Genomic DNA, 14,394 nt, shown 5'->3' with positions numbered 1-14,394 from the left:
GTAGCTGCTTCATGGTTAACAAATCGTTAACGCGGGTCTCGTGAGGCAAAAAAATGACTCCCTGAGCGGCGGAGACCCATCCGCTAAAACTCCTCTCCCCTGGCCGAATTCAGCTCGAACTTCGCTCATAAAATCAAAGCCTTCCATCCCATGTTCACCGCTCCTCCAKGGCCGGCTACAGCGCTGCAGGCAAAATTAACGCTTGCGCATGCATTTTAATTAGGTAAGTTGCCTAACAAATGGATGGATACAAATGATTGCTGGTATTGATATCGGAGGCACGAAGACGCAGATCCTCACTGAGGAAAATGGCGGCGTCGTTGGCGAAAAGCATGTGCTGACGACGGAATGGCGCGGCAGGACCGATCACGATTCGGATGCCCGAGCTCTTGCTTCATTGATTCTCGCAACGGCTGGCGAATCGATGCCGACGGCAACGGTCGTCGGCGCACACGGATGCGACAGTGATGAGGACCGGCTTGCGCTTCAGGCGAGACTTTCACAGCTGCTGACGGGCAATGTTCTCGTGCTCAATGATTCCGAACTGCTGCTGCCGGCCTCCGGCAAGACAAGCGGCATTTCGGTCATCAGCGGCACGGGGTCGATAGCGGTCTCTCGCGACCGGCAGAGGCGGATGATCGCGGCCGGCGGATGGGGCTGGTATCTTGGCGACGAGGGAAGTGCTAGCGGGCTGGTCCGCGAAGCGGCCCGTTCCGTTCGCCTGTCGCTTGACGAGGGCAACACGCTGGATCCACTCGGTCAAACCCTTCTTGATGCGCTGTCTATCTCCTCGCCGATCGAGATCGGCCGCGCACTTGCGGAGTTCGGGACCGCCGCCGGTATCGGACAATTCGCACCCCTGGTTTTCGAAGCGGCCGAAGGCGGCTCGAAGATCGGCGGCAAGGTCATCACCGACGCGGGCGCTTCGCTTTCCCGGCTTGTCGAGCAGCTCGTCGCACGCGGTGCGCCGCAGAACGCCGTCGTGACCGGAGGCGGCGTCATCACCAACCAGCCCCGGCTGCTTTCCGCCTTCCAAGCCGCCCTCGCCCACCGACTACCCGACATGGAGCTGACGCTGCTGAGAGATCCGCCCGTTTTCGGAGCCATCGCGCTCGCGCGGAAACTGAACGCCGGCGGCCTGCCTGAGGATTTGCCATTGCCGCATGCCGGTGGAGTGCTGAAAGACGACAATGACGGGAGAGCTGCATGACGCCACAGAAGATCATCCCGGCGAGAAACTGGGGGCAGCGCGTAGCAGCGGCCCTTCTCATAGCCATCGTCGCTCTGCTGATATTCATGGTGGGCACGAGCCGGCACGTCACTTGGTCTGCCATTCCGCAATACCTCTTCGACGAGACGATCCTTGACGGCATCAGGCTGACAATCCTCTTTACCGTCCTGTCGATGGCCATCAGTATCGTGGCTGGCGCGATCCTCGCAACCATGCGGCTTTCGCCCAACCCCGTCCTATCAGGCTTTGCGAGCCTTTATATCTGGTTCTTTCGCGGCACACCGTTGCTCGTCCAGATCATCTTCTGGTTCAACATCCAGCTCTTCATCCCGAGCATCGACATCGGCTCGTTTCACCTCGACACCAATGTGATCGTGACCGCTTTCGTCGCCGCGCTGCTTGCCCTCAGCCTCAATGAGGCGGCCTATATGGCGGAGATCATTCGCGGCGGGTTACTTGCAGTCGACAGCGGCCAGCATGAAGCTGCCAAGGCACTCGGCTATACGCCGGCCCAATCCATGGTGCGGATCATCTTTCCGCAGGCGCTTCGCGTCATCATTCCGCCGATCGGCAATCAGACGATCTCCATGCTGAAGACAACCTCGCTCGTTTCGGTCGTCGCGGCCCAGGATCTGTTGACCCGCGCGCAGAACATCTATGCGCGAAACTTCCTGATCATCGAGCTGCTGATTGTGGCAAGCATCTGGTACCTCGTCATGACGACGGTAGCGTCGGCCATCCAATACCTCATCGAGCGACGTCTCGGAAAATCGACACAACAGGCGCCCGGCCTCTGGCGGAGCGCTCTTCGCCTCATGCGCGCCGACGGGAGAAACGGATGAGCGCCCTCAGCACCCCCTCCCCAACCTCGCCCATCATTGAGGCGATCGACGTCCACAAGTCTTTCGGCTCACTCGAAGTACTCAAAGGCATCAATCTCTCGGTCAAAAAAGGAGAGGTCGTCTGCCTGCTTGGACCTTCTGGCAGTGGCAAATCGACCTTTCTTCGGTGCATCAACCATCTGGAGCGGATGACGAGCGGCCGCATTCTCGTCGATGGCCAGCTCATCGGCTATCGCGAGCGCGGCGGCACGCTGCATGAAATGAGTGGCAAGGAGCTGGCGGTCCAGCGTCGTGACATCGGCATGGTGTTCCAGCGCTTCAATCTCTTTGCCCATCAAGATGCCGTGACCAACATTTCCCAGGCGCCGATCCTCAATCGCGGCCTGACGCGTGAAGAGGCGCTCACCGACGCTCGGAAACTTTTGAAGATGGTGGACCTTGAGGGGCGCGGCGACGCATACCCCTATCAATTGTCCGGAGGACAGCAGCAGCGCGTGGCAATCGCCCGGGCGCTCGCCATGAACCCGAAGCTCATGCTCTTCGACGAACCCACCTCCGCACTCGACCCCGAACTTGTCGGCGAAGTGCTTGGTGTCATGCGCAAGCTTGCTTCCGACGGCATGACGATGATCGTCGTCACTCACGAACTCACCTTCGCCCGCGAGGTCGCCGACCGCGTGGTCTTCATGGATCAGGGCGTTGTCGTCGAGGAGGGACCGGCACGCGAGGTCCTCGACAATCCGAGACAGGAACGAACCCAAGCATTCTTGCGACGGATGCACTGACCGCGGGCAGGCACCAGAGCAAAAGGCCGCACGTCCTCCACGTGCATCAAGAAAAGGGGAATGACATGACAGGGAAGACCAATCTGGCGATCATGATCGCAGCTGCAGCCATACTTGCCAACAGCACCGCCTTTGCGGCCGGCGTCGATCAGAAGCTGCACGATATGTTGCCGGAGAAGATCAAATCGGCCGGCGAGATCAAGAATGGTACCGAACCACAAACGCCCCCCTATGACTTTTACGGCGAGGACAACAAGACGATCATCGGCCTCGAGCGCGAGCTTCGCGAGGAAATGGGCGCACGCCTCGGCGTCAAGTTCACTGACATGCCGGCGCAGTTCGCCAGCATCATTCCGGGCATCCAGGCCGGCCGTTTCGACATGGGCATGTCGGCTTTCGGCGATTTCGCCGAGCGCGAAAAGATCGTCGATGTGGTCAACTACATGCTTGAAGGCACCAGCATCATCGTTCTCGAAGGTAATCCCAAGGGCGTGCACAAGCTGAAGGATGCCTGCGGTCTGAATGCCGGCGCCGTCCAGGGATCGATCCCTCTTCAGCTTCTCGACAAGCAGAAGGGCCTGTGCCCGGCTGACAGGCCGCTCAACGTCATGCAGTTCCCGTCGAACGACCAGATCAAGATCGCTCTCCAGAGCGGCCGCGTCGATCTTTCCATGGATACGACCGGTGTCGCCGCCTACAGCCTGCAGCACCAGCCGGAAAGCAACAAGAAACTGGAGCTCATCACGGGCGCTCAATATGCCGTCGGCTACCAGGCGATGCTCGTCAGCAAGGAGAGCCCGGAGCTTCGCGATGCGCTTGCCGCAACCATGCAATCGATGATCGATGACGGAAGCTATGCCAAAATCTTCGAGAAGTGGGGCCTGGGCGAAAACAAGCTCGACAAGGTAACCGTCAATGATGCTGCCCGCTTTGCCGACTACATGAAGCTCGATTGAGAGATGCACCAAAGCAGGTGACCGGAGCCATCTATCCGGTCACCACCTCTACACATATGGGAATGATCATGACAGACAGAGTGCCCTATCGCGAGGCGATCGCGCTGCAGCCAGCCGCCCTCAATACCTGCTTCCGGACCGTCTCCACGCGGCTTGAGACACTGGATGTCGAGCCGATAAAAGCCGGGCCGACAGTTCTGGTCGGCATCGGTGCCAGCCTCTATGCTGCCGTCGCGGCTGCCGCTCAGATGCGCGCACAGGGCCTGCGGGCCTTCGCCCTGCCAGGCACCGATCTCTATGATGCATCGATCGATGCGGGCGGTGCCTATATCGCATTTTCCGCCTCCGGCCGCAGTGAGGAGCCTGCGCGCGCGATGGAGCTTCGCCCCTTGGCCAACTCCTATGGCATCGCCAAGTCAGACGGCACGCCGATCTCGCGAGTGGTCAAGCAGATGATCGCCACTGAAAGCGGCACCGACAGCGGCCCGAACACGACGAGCTACCTCGGTTCGCTCCTAAGCGCAGCCCTTGTGGCAGACAAGGCCGGGCGTCCTACAGGCACGAACTGGGCCGAGATTTCGGCCAGGGCTGAAACCGTACTCAAGCAAACGCGGGCGCAAGCCGACAAGGCGGCCAGACTTCTGGCCGGCAAGAAGTCCATCGACTGCGTTGGCGCCGGTGTTGCGCTCGGCACGGCGGGATATGCGGCCCTGCTCATTCGCGAGGCGGCCCGCGTTTCGGCCCAGGATTGGGACACGCTGAACTTCCTGCATGGGCCGATGGAGCCGAACGACAAGGATAGTGGTGTGCTGCTCTTCGGCAACGGCCGTGAGGTCAAACTCGCTCAGGATCTGGCCACCTTTGGCATTCCCTCGGTTCTGGTGACCGCTCGCGCGGACGTGGTCGAAGCCGACAATCTGGTCGTTATCCATGTTCCCGCCTTTTCGGAAGGCATCGGCGATGCCATCCTGCAGGCCCTCCCGGCGCAACTCTTCATCGCTACATTGTCGGAAGAAGCCGGCCTGCCCGTCTGCGAATTCCGCTATCGTCAGACGGACACGAAACGCGACGTCTAAAGAGATCAGGCGCTGACCTGATCCGATGTCTGCGCATCGGAATAGAGATAGGCGGGTTTTCCCTCCTCCCCGAGCAGTCTTGCCATCGCATAGTCCATGGCGAGACGCACGGCGCCGAGCACGGTCGCCTGATTAGACAAGCGACCATTCACGACCTCGACGGGCCAGCACAATTCCTTCACGACATTCCTGACCCCCGGCAACAGCAGTGGGTTCTGCCCCACGCCGCCACCAAGGACAATGAGCTGCGGATCGAGAACACTGACACAGGCAGCGGCAAGATTGCCGATGTCACGCGAATGCTGCTCGACGAAGGCGCGTGCGGTCGGCGACTGCCCCGCACGAGCAAAAAGCTCGCTGGCACTTTGCGGCGGCTCGCCTTCGTCGGCCGGCCATCTGGCGATTGTACGCTCCAGGAGGGATGCCGACCCCATATAAGTTTCGACTTGCTGCCATTTCGGTTGCTCCCGCTCCGACCAGGGAAATGGCAGATGGCCGATTTCACCCGCGCCGCCMTTGAAGCCACGAAACAGACGCCCGTCCAGAACGATGCCCATGCCGGTCTTCACCCCGATCTGCATGTAGATCGCAAAGGAATGATCTTTTGCCGCGCCCTCGTGATATTCGGCGAGCGCGGCACAATTGACGTTGTTTTCCAGCAGGACAGGTGCCCCATAGGTCGCGTGAAGACGCTCCAGAACCGGGATCAGCACCTCGCGCCCGGGCATTCTGTCGAGCGACGCCGAAATGATATTCGGAAGCGCGATAACCAAAGCACGCAACGGCATGGATTGTGCCTCGAACTGCGAAAGCAGTCGGGCGATCACTTCTTCCACCGCAAGGAAACGCTCATCAGCTGATTTGTCGATGAGCGGCGTCTCCACAGTCGCTAAGGTGATGCCATCGAGACCGCGCGCGACGGCATTGATATGTGTCGTGCCGCAGTCGATCCCGACAACGAAGCCGGCTTTGGGGCCAAGCCCGTAAGCAACGGACGTGCGCCCGACCGAGCCGCGATTGATGCCGGCGGGCGCGAGAAGATCGAAACGTTCAAGCTCGCTGACAGCCGCAGACATGGTCGGCTTAGAGAACATGAGGGCCGCACTGAGTTGCGGCCTGGTCGCCGGACCGCTGCCTGCGATGGTTCTCAGCACTGCCCGCGCGCTATCGGTCAGCGGTGGCGCTTCGATCCTGGCCTTTTGCCAAACTGTGTTCAAGAGACACCTGGAACAATGATATTATTCGTAAGGCTCCCTTACCATTGGTATCTCAGGAATGACAGGCGGATTGCCGCCTGCGATTGTCGGTTTGTCTATGATTCAAACGCGCCAAGACATCGAGAGCTGCCATTCGACTGAAGAGCCATGTTCTTGCTAAAGTCGTGCCTGCACCCACAGAGTGATGCAGTCCATAGGGTGAGCTCAAAAATAAGAGTATGCGGGAAAATAATGACAAGCTTTCTGATTACGGGACCGGAAACAGCCAGCCTAACAATTCTCCTTGCGCATGGCGCTGGCGGAGCGATGGATTCCGCGTCGATGACGGTTCTATCGAAAGCGCTCGCAGACGGCGGTTTCAGGGTAGCACGCTTCGAGTTCGCCTATATGGCGCAGCGTCGCCTGACCGGAGCGGTCAAACCTCCGCCGCGCGCCGACCATCTCCTCGGCGAGTATCGCACCGCGATCGGCGAACTGGACGCCGGCAAACTGATCATCGGTGGTAAGTCGATGGGAGGCCGTGTCGCAAGCATGATCGCCGATGAGAGTTTTACGGCGAAGAAAGTCCGGGGCCTGCTTTGCCTCGGATATCCGTTTCACCCACCGGGAAGGCCGGATCAGCTTCGCACCGCGCATCTGGAAAACCTGCGCACGCCCACTTTGATCTGCCAGGGAACGCGTGATCCCTTCGGATCAAAGGAAGAAGTCGAATCCTATACGCTCTCAGATCATATCGATCTCCTCTGGCTGGAAGATGGAGACCACGATCTCAAGCCACGAAAGAAGATCTCCGGCTATTCCGCCGATGACCATCTGCGGCGGCTGTCCGAATACGCGACCACCTGGGCGATGCGGTTGTAGCGAGTGACATACTCTCGCAATGCGAGATATTTCTTCCAATATCAGCCCCTTATTCAATATTTGAGCTTATTCAGTAAACAATTTTAAAAGGTTTGCTTGATCGAATAGCGCCTTCGCGCATCAGCGCAGAAATCAGTTCCTGACAAAGCGACTCCAAGCTGAACATACGCTTTGTCATCCGACGGGAAATCAGTCATGGGCGCGATCGAAGCCAGGAAGATTGACGGCAATCTTTCCATCTATCTTGATTTGCTGCGGCTGGGCGCAGCCGTTGTCGTATTTCTCTCCCATGCGCATGTTTTCCTGCTCCCCTCCATCAAGATCGGACCTCTGGGTTGGGGACGGGAAGCAGTGGCGGTTTTCTTCGTTCTCTCCGGATTTGTCATCAGTTACGTTGGGCAGGTGAGCGAAAAGGAATGGCGCGTATACCTCGTCGCCCGCCTCGCCCGAATAATGCCCGTCGCTCTGCTGGCGATCGCGGTGATTTTCGTGGCAGACAGCATCGGGATGCATACGAACGCCTTCTACTATGATTTCATCAACACCGGATTTTTCGCTCCCGTGTCGGTCGAAGCCTCATTCGCCTACGTGACCTTCACCAATCAGTTGTGGTTTGCACATGCCGTTTTTGGCAGCGGCGAGCCTTACTGGTCGCTCGGCTTCGAAGTTCAGTACTACCTGTTCTTCGGGCTGTTCGCGTTTTCGCCGAGGCGCGCGAAAATACCGTTGCTGTGCCTTTGGGCCGCTATCGCTGGCCCAAAAATCCTGATGTATATGCCGCTGTGGCTCATGGGCTGGTTGACGATGAAGTGCGTCATCGAACGTCCGCCATTTCGGCGCCCCATCTCCATCGCAATGATCGGCGCATCGGTCGTGCTCTTCATCAGCTTGAAATTTTTCGCCGATCGCGCTGCGACCAACATGTACGAGACTTGGTCACTGTCTCAAGAAGCGATCAATTTCGTCTACTTCAATCTCATCGGCGTTGCCGTCGTCCTGCACCTCATCGGCGCCGCATCACTGCTTAACCAGGCTCCGGTACTGTTCGAGAAGACAGGCCCGGCGATCAAATGGCTGGCCGGCGGCAGCTTTACGCTCTATCTTGTCCACCAGCCGCTCATCCTCATGTTTGCGTCCTTCCTGCATCCTGTGGAGGAGCATATTCCGATGGCAGCGGCCCTGCTCGTCGTCTGCTTCATCCTTTGTTTCGTGCTGGCGGAAGTCGCCGAACGGCGAAAGAAGTTCTTCGCCGCACTCGTCGTAAGCCTGCTACCGGTGCTGTCGCGAACGGGCCAGAAAACGCCCGCCAATATTGCTTCGGACACAGTCCCTTCTGACGATACAGCGTCCTCGACGTCGCAGCTCATTCGGGTTCTTGAGGAAATGCAAAACGCGCTCGATGGAGAAGAAGTGGGCGCCATCCGTGATGCACCGCCTCACGATCGCGCATCGCGCGCTTGAGTAGTCGGAACCTTGAACGCCTCTGAGAGAGCCTGATTCCGGCGTGCACGCAACCGCTGGCCGATCTTCCGCCTCAGTGAACGCTCGGGAGCTTCATCACGGAGGCGAAATCTTCCGCCACCAGTTCGCTGATCGCAATCAACGTTTCCTCGATGGTGAAGCCGGAGGCGACAATGGCATCGATCAGGTCCTTCAGATCCGCTCCGATAGCCTCACGGCAATCGTCAAGCCGATCATCGGAAACCGTCAAACTACGCAACTCTTCCATGATGTGCCTTTCCAGAACAGAGAGCCAGAACAAAGGGCCGCCGGCATATGACGGCGGCGCTGCATTATCAGCGTGCGGACGCGCGGCGTCTTGCGGTCGGCAGAAGCCCTTCGCGTTGCATCTTCTTGCGTGCAGCCTTGCGCTGCCGGGCAATTGCCTGGGCTTTTTCGCGGACACGCCGCTCAGAGGGCTTCTCATAGGCCCGACGCTCCTTCATTTCGCGAAATAGCCCTTCGCGTTGCATTTTCTTCTTCAGGGCGCGGAGCGCCTGTTCAACATTGTTGTCTCTGACAATGACTTGCATATTTTCTCCTTGCGGATGATGTCGTGGGGCAGCTCGCCTGGCAAATCCTCGGCATTCGTTCTGCGACAATTGCGCAATCGAAGGCAGCCCTCGATGGACGGATCACAAGATCACGCTTTACCACCGCGCTGTGTCAGCGCGGCTRCAATGTGTGCTGAACCAGCCAATGGTCGATGTTTGCGAAAATCTTGGCCAGACCACGCATCTCCTTTTCAAAAGGAGACCTGGTCGTCCTGTGGGTTGTTACCCAATCGATAGCGGTGATGTGAGGTAAATAAGAAAGGCATACCGGCATTGCAAGGTAGCCTGATCCGCCTCGACGACAGCGCAACGGGAACTTTCTGAAGTCGCGCACATTCCCTTCGCCGAGCGCGGACCGTGTCAGCCGGACATGATAGGGATGGTGAACATGGCGATTTTTCCGGTTTCTCGCCACGGCTAACGAAATGGCAGACGAGCACCCAACCTATCCGGTCCGCCTCACCCGTCTGATGGTCTCAGCAACTTCCAAATCTACTGTAAATACTGGAGAAACTCATTCAAACATGACGCGGGGACGCGGGTCGATTACGTTCTTCGCAGTCCCGATGTCGTTGGGCATCTTCCCTCTGCCGGCGTCCGACGCAATCCACGAGGCTGGGACCACAGGAGCGATCATGCGCCCGTCATGATTGAGCTCGACCTGCCTTATGAGACCGGCGGGAGCCCGTGAGTCCGCAATTATAGAGTGCCGGCGAAACCTCTTCGTCCGCACGTTCCGGAAAAAGTTGAYGACGCATGCGATCGAGAGCCTCTGCTTCCTTGCGCGTTCTTGCAAGCAGATCGGTGGTGACATCGCCGTAGCGTGAGCCGTCTGCCGGAGCAACGCCGACAGTACCGCCGCTCGACAGGAAGTCGCAGAAGGATCGTACCGATCGAAGACGCGTGGTGATCTCGATATAGTAGCTATCGTGTCCGGCCATGCTCATCTCCTTTCGTCCTCAAAGGTTAACGCCCACTGCGTCAATATGATGGCACTATTTGCGCCTTTCAACGGTACCATACCGAAAGCACCGCGTCATGTTGCGGCCATCGGTTGCCACGCCAGCATCGGAAGTTATTCTCTTCCGGCAGGAACATTCACCGCCCGGCCGCCTTTGTCCCTCGAGGAGAATTGCCATGGCTGACGCTCGCACCACCTTCCATGAAGTCGTCTCGGAGATCGAGGCGCTCGCGACCCCAAATGCAACAGACCATTCCGGTCGCTGGACGGTCGAATATCTGACTCGACGCGAGGTCTTCTACCAGTTTTCGGGAAATCGCAGTCTCGCAGGCGAGGACGCGTCAGGGCATCGGTTTGACAGTACACGCGATACGCTGACGGCCCTGCCCGCAAATCTGCTCGTTCCCGCCATCGCCGACTTCGATAACAATACAATCATGGCATTCTATATCGGAGCAAGCACGTCGGTGACGACAATCGCTCGGGAAGCAGTCGATTGCTCCGTGCGGGCGCCGGAAGTGCTATTGGTGGACATCAGCGTCGATGACGAAGATCTGCTCGCAGGCACGAGATCCCTGACAAGACTGGCCTTCGTCGGGCTCGCTGCCAACGAAGKATCGTGCCCCCTTGTTCCATGCGCCGATGTCCTGACCATCAGTGACATGATCCATCCGTTCTGGTGCCACGGCAGACAGGTGGCCCGAGGTGGTCTACTGCAGATCAGGATCTGACGAGACAACCTCGTGCCAGATTAAATCGCTCGTCCTGTTGCAAGCCACCGCTGGGTCGTCGCTCAATCAAATAACTCGCCACGTCCAATCTGTCCTTGCTTCGCATCGATATCGCTGATTGGGGGATCGTTGGCAGGATCTGGATCTCTGGCGTTTGCGTCTTTGAGAGACCGTGCCGCCTCAACCAGCGCAACGGCCATTTCATCCGTGCCCCAACCCGCGGCGTTGGCATCGGCGATAAGCGCCTCCAGGGCAACGCGGGCAGCATCGGTCGCGTCCTGAAAACGACGCGTGGGATCATTGCTTGTCGGTGCTGGAAAACTCACGTGCGTTCCTTTCAAGGGTTCGAACAAAGTTGTGGTCTTCGAAGTGAACGCAGAGGCCTGCAAATAGATGCGTCGATTATCTCGACGCGCGACCCAAGCCGAAGCCGTGTCGACCACTGCTCCTCAAGAACCATATGTTCTTCGGCAGATGCCGGCAGAGTGAAGCCTTGTGTGAACTACGCCGGTACCCGTCGGTGCAGAACCGCGGGAGGGAAGGCTCCGGAACCAATCGCCAGCATATCAGTTGATACAGTGAATCTCCACGCCGCGAGAGAAGCGAAACCAGCGGAAAGCCCGAAGGGAGGTTTCAATGCATCTAAACGAGGCAAAGGTAACCCATCAGCAAGAGGCTTGGCACGTCGATTTCGTTGGCGATGCCGGCGAACGACTGACGGTGCGCCTTCCCGAGGCGGCCGCGCTGAGCGAAGAAGATGCGATCGACCGCGCCAAGGAAATGATGGTGCAGCTGACGCCCTTCGGCACCCGAGGCGGCGAGCCGAGCCTCAATCGCTACGACAGTTTGAGCAACGGCAATTTCGACAACCATCAACCGCCCTTCAGAGTGAAACATTAAGGAGGGCCTTAAATGACCATACGGCACGGTAGCTGCAATTGCGGCAAGGTGCGCTATCAGGTGGAGGGCGAACCCAAGCGCATCGGGCTTTGCCATTGCACCGACTGCCGACAGGAGAGCGGCGCAGCCTTTACCTATTACGCGATCTGGCAGACGGCCGCCTTCAAAACCACCGGGGAAACCGCAGATCATCGGGGCCGCCGCTTCTGCCCCACCTGTGGTTCGAGGGTCTTTGCCTACGACGCAGACGAGGCCGAGATCAAACTCGGAACCCTTCAGGACGCGCCGACCGGCCTCAAGCCCACTTATGAGCTCTGGATCAAGCGCCGAGAACCTTGGCTGCAGCCGGTCGAGGGCGCTGAGCAATTCGTACAGGATCGGATTTGATAGCTGTCCGCCGTCAGGGGTTTGGCACTCCATGACAACTTGAGTTAGCGGAAGACTAAGGGATACCGAGGTCGGATAGCGATTTGAAGCATCCTCGTTGGCTCAAGGATGCAATCATTCTCAATTGCAGTTCGCTGGATTAAAGAGCCGCCCTCCCTCGAGTTCATCAAAGCGAGGCATTTCCCGAAATTTCCGAAACCGACCACCGGCTGCCTTCCAGCCCCATGGTGGCTACTGACTGTGCTTTTTAGACTTAGAAAGCATGATCACGCTCGGCCGAAGCGCGAAAGGGCGAAAGGCATCGTCGCCATTCCCGAAAGAGGCAGCGACCGCAACCGTCTTGCAGCCAGGAAAGTGATGAGGATAGCGCCGGCGAGCTTCAACCAGGGATAGTTTCCAAGCTGCTCATGGGCACTCGCATCTCTCCATTGGGCGTGTGGCGAGATCTCGCTATTCGCCTGCTCGCGGATGAGAGCGAGGCGTCTGCGCAGCAATCTCAGCTCCCCCTGCAATCTTGCAAGTTCGACGGCCTCCTCGTCCTCCACCATATCAACCGGAGGCAAATTGCCCTCGTCGGCCTCTGTGGCCCCTTCGACATCGGCAAGATGCTCGTCAAGCTCGGCCTTCGTCTTGAATCCGTGCGTGCGTATGTCCGTCATAGGCGGCCTCCTCATTCGGCAGGTCAATTATCGCAAGATGAGAACGCACTCAGCCGTCATAAGTTCGAAGCCCGCCGATACATCCCGCGTTGCCACCACGGCCGACGAAGCCTTAGAGAATATCGGCAGGTGGTTTCCCGGACAGAACAATGGTTGCCCGAGTGGGGGGATCTCACCCGCTCATTTGAGAATTAAGTCGATCCTCGCAAAGATATAGTTGCATGGTGGAACGGCTTTCGAGCCTTGAGACGATCAACGAAGGCTCGCCTTTAACAGGCAGCCGCATCGGTGCCGCTATCGCGCGCCCGTCACATGGTTGAGTTCCATCATCAAGGCGCGACCGCTGGACCAGGCAATGACGGCATAGGCAAGGCCCCCGACAGCAACTCCCATCAACAGATCCACGAAGGGAAGATGCAGACTGCCGTCTGCCATATGGAGAGCCAGACCGACGGCACCGACCATGACGCAGGCGCCCAGACCGGCGGGGAAAATCCTACGCAACAAGGATGACCAGTGGAATCCCGTGCCGCGCCGCAGGAAGTACAGGGACAAGGCAGTCGTCAATGCCGCAGCCACTACTTGCGCGACGGCGATATTGCGCAATTCCGGCCCGATCCAGCCCGCGACCGCGAGGCAGGCGAGACTGGTTGCCGTAAACAGCATGTTCAGGCGCGGCAGCAGTGCGACCCGACCGATGATGCTGAGTACTGGCTCGTTGAGCATCTGGATAACGCCAATGCCGCGCGCAGCCGCCAGCAGGATGAGGACCGGCGCCGCTGCGAGCCACTGCGCGCCGAGCAGCGTGCTGATGAGCTGTTCCGAGATCACGGCAAGGCCCATGAAGACCGGAAGTGCCGCAAAAGCCGTCGCGGCCATGATCAGTCCCGTGAGGCGGCTGAGGCCCTCCACACCGCCACCTGCTTCACCCTGTTGGCGCGAGAAGTAGCTCCATGCCAGCATCCGCACGGGTTCGGAAACCAGTTCCGTGACGGCGCCGACGATGCGGCTTGCCATCCTGTAGACGCCGACTTCCGCAGCGCCGATGAAGAACACGATCAGGAACTCCGCGCCATAACTTTGCGCAAATTGCATCAGGCGCGATGCCAGCAGCCGCGTGGAGTAGGYGAGCGCCTCGCGGGCGGTGGCAAGCTTGAATTCGAACCGGGGAAGCCATCGCGCAAAGCTTGTGGACATAAGGAGTGCAACAAGCACGACGCAACATCGTCCTGCCGCGAGCGCGACGATACCCCAGCCGAGCAGCAACCCTCCGGCAGTCACGACAAGACCCGAAAATTCCGAAGTCGACTGGTAACAGGCAAGTTCCCGGAGGCGTCGCCCCCTCACGAGCACGCCACTCTGGCAGATGATGAAGGTGCCGGGAACGATGGTAGCCATCAGCAGAAGAAGGGTGAGGAAAATTGATCCGGTTGGCGCCAACCAGACAAGGGAAACTGCAAGCCCGAGCAAGCCGAGAACGGTGAAGGCGAGGCCGCTCACCAGCGCGCAATAAAGAACAGTGCCAGGCAGCTCCCTATCATGCGGTGCAGCGATCAGATATTCACTCCATCCGGCTTCGGCAATCTTTGATTGCAACAAAACAGTCGAGGAGACCATGGCAAAGATCCCGACCTCGGCCGGCGAGAGGACCCGAGCGGCGACCAGCAGCGTGCCGATGCCGCAGAATTGGCTCACCAGGCGCGCGCCCGACACCCACAGTGCATCCCGTGATGT

Annotated in this window: 17 protein-coding genes and 1 pseudogene; 11 read left to right on the top strand and 7 right to left on the bottom strand. The window is 58.8% G+C overall.

The features are described 5' to 3' along the window. Positions 1–253 precede the first annotated feature (253 nt). The 5 genes from AC1D35_RS28500 to AC1D35_RS28480 all read left to right on the top strand — a co-directional run bounded on the left by AC1D35_RS28500 (position 254) and on the right by AC1D35_RS28480 (position 4,890). A complete protein-coding gene (locus tag AC1D35_RS28500) occupies positions 254–1,210 on the top strand; it encodes an N-acetylglucosamine kinase (RefSeq protein ID WP_477941280.1) in 957 nt (318 codons plus the stop codon). Continuing rightward, on the top strand, positions 1,207–2,073 hold the full coding sequence (locus tag AC1D35_RS28495; protein ID WP_477941278.1) for an amino acid ABC transporter permease: 867 nt from the start codon (positions 1,207–1,209) through the stop codon (positions 2,071–2,073). Before AC1D35_RS28500 ends, AC1D35_RS28495 begins: the two co-directional genes overlap by 4 nt. Continuing rightward, a complete protein-coding gene (locus AC1D35_RS28490) occupies positions 2,070–2,858 on the top strand; it encodes an amino acid ABC transporter ATP-binding protein (RefSeq protein ID WP_477941276.1) in 789 nt (262 codons plus the stop codon). The genes AC1D35_RS28495 and AC1D35_RS28490 overlap by 4 nt, the downstream gene beginning before the upstream one ends. Before the next feature lie 65 nt (positions 2,859–2,923). Next, positions 2,924–3,814 carry an ABC transporter substrate-binding protein gene (locus tag AC1D35_RS28485; protein WP_477941274.1) on the top strand — a complete coding sequence of 297 codons (891 nt, stop codon included), beginning with the start codon at positions 2,924–2,926 and terminating at the stop codon, positions 3,812–3,814. 68 nt (positions 3,815–3,882) lie between these two features. Beyond that, on the top strand, positions 3,883–4,890 hold the full coding sequence (locus AC1D35_RS28480) for an SIS domain-containing protein (RefSeq protein WP_477941273.1): 1,008 nt from the start codon (positions 3,883–3,885) through the stop codon (positions 4,888–4,890). A gap of 5 nt (positions 4,891–4,895) precedes the next feature. Here AC1D35_RS28480 and AC1D35_RS28475 read toward each other — a convergent pair whose 3' ends face one another. After that, on the bottom strand, positions 4,896–6,107 hold the full coding sequence (locus tag AC1D35_RS28475; RefSeq protein ID WP_477941271.1) for an ROK family transcriptional regulator: 1,212 nt from the start codon (positions 6,105–6,107) through the stop codon (positions 4,896–4,898). A 231-nt stretch (positions 6,108–6,338) separates the two neighbouring features. Between AC1D35_RS28475 and AC1D35_RS28470 the strand changes: the two genes are divergently transcribed. Next, positions 6,339–6,968: an alpha/beta hydrolase family protein gene (locus tag AC1D35_RS28470; protein ID WP_477941270.1), complete on the top strand. Its 630-nt coding sequence runs from the start codon at positions 6,339–6,341 to the stop codon at positions 6,966–6,968. A 195-nt stretch (positions 6,969–7,163) separates the two neighbouring features. Then, positions 7,164–8,429, top strand: coding sequence for an acyltransferase family protein (locus AC1D35_RS28465; RefSeq protein ID WP_477941268.1), 1,266 nt, complete (start codon positions 7,164–7,166; stop codon positions 8,427–8,429). A gap of 73 nt (positions 8,430–8,502) precedes the next feature. On the opposite strand, the gene AC1D35_RS28460 is transcribed toward AC1D35_RS28465, so the two are convergent. Together AC1D35_RS28460 and rpsU are read right to left on the bottom strand one after the other, a co-directional pair. Next, positions 8,503–8,697 (bottom strand): hypothetical protein, encoded by a 195-nt coding sequence (locus AC1D35_RS28460; protein ID WP_477941267.1) that lies wholly within the window; start codon positions 8,695–8,697, stop codon positions 8,503–8,505. A 67-nt stretch (positions 8,698–8,764) separates the two neighbouring features. Continuing rightward, a complete protein-coding gene (rpsU, locus tag AC1D35_RS28455) occupies positions 8,765–9,001 on the bottom strand; it encodes a 30S ribosomal protein S21 (RefSeq protein ID WP_113296325.1) in 237 nt (78 codons plus the stop codon). A gap of 517 nt (positions 9,002–9,518) precedes the next feature. On the opposite strand from rpsU, the pseudogene AC1D35_RS28450 reads away from it, so the two are divergent. After that, positions 9,519–9,713, top strand: a pseudogene (locus AC1D35_RS28450) (exodeoxyribonuclease III); the annotation flags it as partial. On the opposite strand, the gene AC1D35_RS28445 reads toward AC1D35_RS28450, so the two are convergent. Further along, entirely contained in the window at positions 9,667–9,963 is a 297-nt protein-coding gene (locus tag AC1D35_RS28445; protein WP_477941265.1) for a hypothetical protein, read from the bottom strand. The pseudogene AC1D35_RS28450 and the gene AC1D35_RS28445 sit on opposite strands and share 47 nt — an antisense overlap. Positions 9,964–10,159: 196 nt before the next feature. Here AC1D35_RS28445 and AC1D35_RS28440 point away from each other — a divergent pair, with 196 nt between their 5' ends. Next, positions 10,160–10,714: a hypothetical protein gene (locus AC1D35_RS28440; protein WP_477941263.1), complete on the top strand. Its 555-nt coding sequence runs from the start codon at positions 10,160–10,162 to the stop codon at positions 10,712–10,714. Positions 10,715–10,776: 62 nt separating this feature from the next. Here the strand turns inward: AC1D35_RS28440 and AC1D35_RS28435 are convergent, their stop codons facing one another. Beyond that, positions 10,777–11,040 (bottom strand): hypothetical protein, encoded by a 264-nt coding sequence (locus tag AC1D35_RS28435; RefSeq protein ID WP_113296322.1) that lies wholly within the window; start codon positions 11,038–11,040, stop codon positions 10,777–10,779. A gap of 310 nt (positions 11,041–11,350) precedes the next feature. Between AC1D35_RS28435 and AC1D35_RS28430 the strand changes: the two genes are divergently transcribed. Beyond that, positions 11,351–11,614: a hypothetical protein gene (locus tag AC1D35_RS28430; RefSeq protein WP_477941261.1), complete on the top strand. Its 264-nt coding sequence runs from the start codon at positions 11,351–11,353 to the stop codon at positions 11,612–11,614. 12 nt (positions 11,615–11,626) lie between these two features. After that, positions 11,627–12,001, top strand: coding sequence for a GFA family protein (locus tag AC1D35_RS28425; protein WP_477941259.1), 375 nt, complete (start codon positions 11,627–11,629; stop codon positions 11,999–12,001). A gap of 266 nt (positions 12,002–12,267) precedes the next feature. Here the strand turns inward: AC1D35_RS28425 and AC1D35_RS28420 are convergent, their stop codons facing one another. Next, the gene (locus AC1D35_RS28420; RefSeq protein WP_477941257.1) at positions 12,268–12,660 is read right to left on the bottom strand and encodes a hypothetical protein; all 393 of its coding nucleotides are present in this window, start codon (positions 12,658–12,660) and stop codon (positions 12,268–12,270) included. Between the two features lie 294 nt (positions 12,661–12,954). Then, the coding region (locus AC1D35_RS28415) for an oligosaccharide flippase family protein (RefSeq protein ID WP_477941256.1) at positions 12,955–14,394 on the bottom strand (1,440 nt) is incomplete at its 5' end.

This window comes from Rhizobium sp. P1_E6 (assembly GCF_056405875.1).
Note: the sequence above shows the minus strand (reverse complement) of the source record. Positions and strands in the feature narration are given on the sequence as shown.